The organism is Halochromatium sp. (genome assembly GCF_046541315.1).
Lineage (GTDB): Bacteria > Pseudomonadota > Gammaproteobacteria > Chromatiales > Chromatiaceae > Lamprobacter.
Genome location: NZ_JBKHDN010000191.1, coordinates 1 through 5,277 on the forward strand (window position 1 = coordinate 1; position 5,277 = coordinate 5,277).

Sequence of the window (5,277 nt, forward strand, 5' to 3'; positions counted from 1 at the left end):
TACCTGGTGCATAACGGCTGGTGGACGCGCCTGATGCGCCAGCGCACCCCGGAGGGCTATTTCGCCGAGGCCGAGACCCTGCACACCGACTTGCGCCAAGGCCAACTGCCCGAGGAGGTGCGCCTGGATCTCGAACGCATGCTCGATCACTTCGGCCAGTATCCGATCCTGGTGCGCTCCAGCAGTCTGCTGGAAGACGGCTTCGGCAACGCCTTCGCCGGCAAGTACGAGAGTGTCTTCTGCGTCAACCAGGGCTCGCCGGAGCAGCGTCTCGCGCAGTTGGAGGCGGCGATCCGCCAGGTGTTCGCCAGCACCATGAGCAACGACGCCCTGGTCTACCGCCGCCAGCGCGGCCTGGAGGCGCGCGAGGAGCCGATGGCGCTGCTGCTGCAGCGGGTCAGTGGACGCTATCACGGGCGCTATTATCTGCCCGATTGCGCCGGGGTCGGGGTCTCGCGCAACCTCTTCGTCTGGGAGCCGGATCTCGATCCGGCGGCCGGCATGCTGCGGCTGGTGGTGGGCCTGGGCACGCGCGCCGTGGACCGCATCGAGGGCGATCACGCGCGCGTCGTCGCGCTCGATCAGCCGCGCCGGCTGCCGTTTCGCGATGCCAATGATCCGGGGCAATTCTCCCAGCGCGATGTCGATGTGCTCGACATCAGCGACAACCGGCCGCGCACGCTCGCGGTGCGCGAACTCGCGCCGCTGGCGCCGGATTGGCCGCTGGCCTGGTGCGCCGAACTCGACCGCGAGGCCAGCGAGCGCACGCGCGCGCGCGGCGGCGCGCCGGTGTGGCGCGTGACCTTCGCGCCGCTGCTCGAGCGCACCGCCTTCGGCGCGGTGTTGCAACGCATGCTGCGCACGCTGGAGGCGGCCTATGCCTACCCGGTCGACATCGAGTTCACCGCGCATCTGGCCGCCGACGGCACGCCGACCGTCAGTCTCGTGCAATGCCGTCCGCTGCAAACCCTGGGACCGACGCAACGGGTGGAACTGCCCGAGACGGTTGCCGAGCAGCGGCTGTTCTTCGCCACCCGGGGACATTTCATGGGCGGCAATATCGATCAGCCGCTGAGCCGCGTGATCCGCGTCGATGGCGGCCGCTACGGGGCCTTGTCGCGGACGCAAAAGTTTGCGGTCGGGCGGCTCGTCGGCCACTTCAATCGCGCCCTGGCCACGCGCGCCGAGTGCCCGACGCTGCTCATCGGTCCGGGCCGCTGGGGCAGCAGCACCCCCGAGCTGGGGGTGCCGATCCGCTTTGCCGACATCAATCGCATGGCGGTGATCGCCGAGGTCGCCGAGATCGGCGCCGGGATGACCCCGGACCTGTCGTTCGGCTCGCATTTTTTCCAGGATCTGGTCGAGTCCGGCATCGCCTATGTCGCCCTGTTTCCACAGCAGCCCGGCCATCGCTACCATCCGGACTGGTTCGAGCGCCTACCCGCCGCCAGCCACATCGCCGCGCCGGCCGACACCGATGCCGAGGTGGCGGCGAGCGTCAGCGTGGTCGATGTGCGCGCTACCGGCCTGCGCCTGAGCGCCGATGTGGTGCAGCAGCGCTTGCTGTGTTATCAACCGGTGGAACCGTAAAGCAGGCTGCAGAACCAAGGCATCGCATGCGGACATTCGAGGCGATCAAGAAGGACCGCGAAGGCACGCTCGGCGAGCAGAGGCCGTTTCGCACCGAAGAGGCCCGCCTCGAGCTGGCCCAAGCCGGTCGCCCCTGGGCCTTCGATGCCGATGGTGCGGGCTTCAAGCTCGGCCTCGAGGCCTACCGCATCAGCCAGGCCGCCCTGTTCGATCCGATGATGGCGGTGCACGCCTCCAACGTCGAACCGCTGCCGCACCAGATCGCCGCCGTCTACGAGGCCATGCTGCCCAAGCAGCCGCTGCGCTTCGTCCTCGCCGACGACCCCGGCGCCGGCAAGACCATCATGGCCGGCTTGCTGATCCGGGAATTGCTGATGCGCGCCGATGCCCGGCGCATCCTCATCGTCGCCCCCGGCGGCCTCACCGAGCAGTGGCAAGACGAGCTGCTGGAGAAATTCAGCCTACGCTTTGAACTCTTCAGCCGCGAGCAACAGGAGCAGTGCGCTTCAGGTAACGTTTTCGACGAGCAAGACCGGCTCATCTGCAGGCTCGATCAGCTCTCGCGCAACGAGGACGTTCAGGCCAAGCTGCGGACCACCGACTGGGATCTGATCGTCGTCGACGAGGCGCACAAGCTCTCGGCCACCTACTTCGGCAACAAGGTCGCCAAGACCAAGCGTTTTCAGCTCGGCGAGCTGCTTGGCCGCATCACCCGCCATTTCTTGCTGATGACCGCCACGCCGCACAACGGCAAGGAAGCGGACTTCCAGCTCTGGCTCTCGCTGCTCGACAGCGACCGCTTCTACGGCAAGTTCCGCGAAGGCGCGCACCAGGTCGATGTCTCCGACCTGATGCGGCGCATGGTCAAGGAAGACCTGCTCAAGTTCGACGGCACCCCGCTGTTCCCCGAGCGCCGCGCCTACACCGCCAACTACCCACTCTCCGCGCTAGAGGCCTCGCTCTACGAGCAGGTCACCACCTATGTGCGCGAGGAAATGAACCGCGCCGATAAGCTCGACGGCAAGACACGCAACACCGTTGGCTTCGCGCTGACCCAGCTCCAACGCCGACTTGCCTCCAGCCCCGAGGCCATCGACCAATCGCTCAAACGCCGGCGCAAGCGGCTCGAGGCCCGGCTCGGTGAGGAAAAGCTCGGCTTGCGCGCGCAGGAAGAGGAAAAACTCGAACTCCCCGACGACCTTGACGACGAACTCAGCGCCGAGGACTACGAGCGCTTCGCCGACCGGGTGGTCGACCAGGCCACCGCCGCCAAAACCATCCCCGAGCTGGAGGCCGAGATCCTGATCCTGAAGGACCTGGAGCAGCAGGCCCAGCGCCTGGTCGCCTCCGGCAACGACAAGAAATGGGAAGAACTCTCCAGCCTGCTGCAAGACCAGCCGGAGATGTTCACCGCCGGTGGCAGTCGTCGCAAGCTGATCCTGTTCACCGAGCACAAGGACACGCTCAATTACCTGCTCGCGCGCATCCAAGACCTGCTCGGCAACCCGCACGCGGTGCGCATCATCTACGGCGGCACCCACCGCGACGAGCGGCGCAAGATCCAAGAAGAGTTCCGCAACGACCCCGAGGTCACCGTCCTCGTCGCCACCGACGCCGCCGGCGAAGGCGTCAATCTGCAGAACGCCAACCTCATGGTCAACTACGACCTGCCCTGGAACCCCAACCGGCTCGAACAGCGCTTCGGGCGCATCCACCGCATCGGCCAGACCGAGGTCTGCCACCTGTGGAACCTCGTCGCCCTGGGCACGCGCGAGGGCGAGGTGTTCCAAAAGCTGTTCGACAAGATCGAGGTCGAGCGCGCCGCGCTCGGCGGCAAAGTCTTCGATGTCCTCGGCGAGGCCTTCGACAACGTCTCGCTCAAAGACCTGCTGGTCGAGGCCATCCGCTACGGCGATAATCCCGAGATCAAGGCGCGCATGGATCAGGAGATGGAGGGCGCGCTCGGTGCCGAGCACCTCAAGGACATCTGGCGTCGCAACGCCCTCGTCGATCAGCACATGGGGCTAGAGGCTCTCTATGCGGTCAAAGAGGCGATGGAGAAGACCGAAGCGCGCAAGCTCCAGCCGTACTTCATCCGCGCCTTCTTCACCGAGGCCTTTGCCAGCCTTGGCGGCGAACTGCGCCCGCGCGAGGCCGGCCGCTTCGAGGTCAAGCACGTCCCGGCGGTGATCCGCGAGCGCGATCGGGTGATTGGCGAGACCCGCACGCCCGTGCTGAAGCAATACGAACGCATCTGCTTCGAGAAACAGCAGGTGCGCCAGTCGGGAAAGCCGATGGCCGAGCTGATCCACCCCACGCATCCGCTGATGCACGCCACCACCGATCTGATCCTGCAGGCCCACCGGCCCAAGCTCAAGCAGGGCGCGGTGCTGGTCGATCCGAGCGACGACGGCCAAGTGCCGAGGCTGCTGTTCATGATCGAGCACAACCTGCGCGAGCGCAGCGCCGACGCCCAGGGCCAACAGCGCCTCGCCTCGCGCCGGCTGCAGTTCGTGCAGATCGACCCCGAGGGGCAGGCAACCCGTGCCGGCTGGGCACCGCACCTCGACCTGGTGCCGATCGACGCCGCCGACCAAGCGTTGATCGGCGGCCTCCTGCAGGCCCCCTGGATCACGGCCGATCTCGAGGCCTTGGCCCTCCACCACGCCGCCCAGCACCTGGTCCCCGAGCACGTCGCCGAGGTCAAAGGCCGCCGCGAGCGCCAAGCCGACAAGCAGCTCAAGGCCGTGCACGAACGCCTGATCAAGGAGATCAGCCACTGGTCCGACCGCTACATGGCACTGACCGACGCGGTGAAGGCCGGCAAGCAGCCCCGGATGCAACCCGAGATGGCCAGGCGCCGAGTCGATGAGCTGAGCGCGCGCCTGCAACAACGCACCGCCGAGCTGACGGCGATGAAGGCCGTGGTTTCTAGCACCCCGGTGGTGATCAGCGGCGCGCTAGTGATCCCACAGGGACTGCTCGCCGCGCGCAAGGGCGAGACTCCCCGCTCAGCGGATGCCCAGGCCGATGCTGCCGCCCGCGCCCGCGTCGAACAGATCGCGATGCAAGCCGTTATCGACGCCGAGACGGCGCTCGGGCATCAGGTCAAGGATGTCAGCGCCGAGAAATGCGGTTGGGATCTCACCGCGAGACCACCGCCCAACCCGGATGGCTCGCTGCCGTCGGATCGGCACATCGAGGTCAAGGGCCGCGCCAAGGGCCAGAGCACGATCACCGTCAGCCGCAACGAGATCCTCTACGGGCTGAATCAGGCCGAGCAGTTCATCCTGGCGATCGTCATCGTCGATGGCGAGCAGTACGAGGGGCCGTTCTATCTGCGCAATCCGTTCAGCCGCGAGCCGGATGTTGGGGTGGCGAGTATCAATTACCGTTTGGATGAGCTGCTGGCGCGGGCCGTTGCGCCAGATGCGCTAGGATGACCAATCACCAGACCGCGCATCGCCGGATTGCACATGACGAATTTAAGCATTCACATCCCTGATCAGGCTGCCACTGTACTGGCTGGTTTAGCCAGGTTTCAGGGCCAGACTCCAGAACAACTGGTTGCCGCCCTAGTGGAGCATTATCTGGAAGACGCAGAGGATCTTGCCGATGCGTTAGAGGCGCTGGCAGATGATGAAGCACCGATCCCGCTGGAGCAGGTGAAGCGCGAACTGGGGCTCT

The 5,277-nt window shown here is 66.3% G+C and carries 3 protein-coding genes; all 3 read left to right on the plus strand.

Annotated features, from left to right (window positions below; genetic code table 11):
• Nucleotides 1-1,590, plus strand: a 1,590-nt coding sequence (locus tag ACLFQI_RS11270; RefSeq protein WP_410759387.1) for a PEP/pyruvate-binding domain-containing protein, incomplete at its 5' end; no start/stop codon positions are given.
• A gap of 26 nt (nt 1,591-1,616) precedes the next feature.
• The gene (locus ACLFQI_RS11275; RefSeq protein ID WP_410759389.1) at nt 1,617-5,033 is read left to right on the plus strand and encodes a helicase-related protein; all 3,417 of its coding nucleotides are present in this window, start codon (nt 1,617-1,619) and stop codon (nt 5,031-5,033) included.
• A gap of 33 nt (nt 5,034-5,066) precedes the next feature.
• The coding region (locus ACLFQI_RS11280; RefSeq protein WP_410759391.1) for a hypothetical protein at nt 5,067-5,277 on the plus strand (211 nt) is incomplete at its 3' end.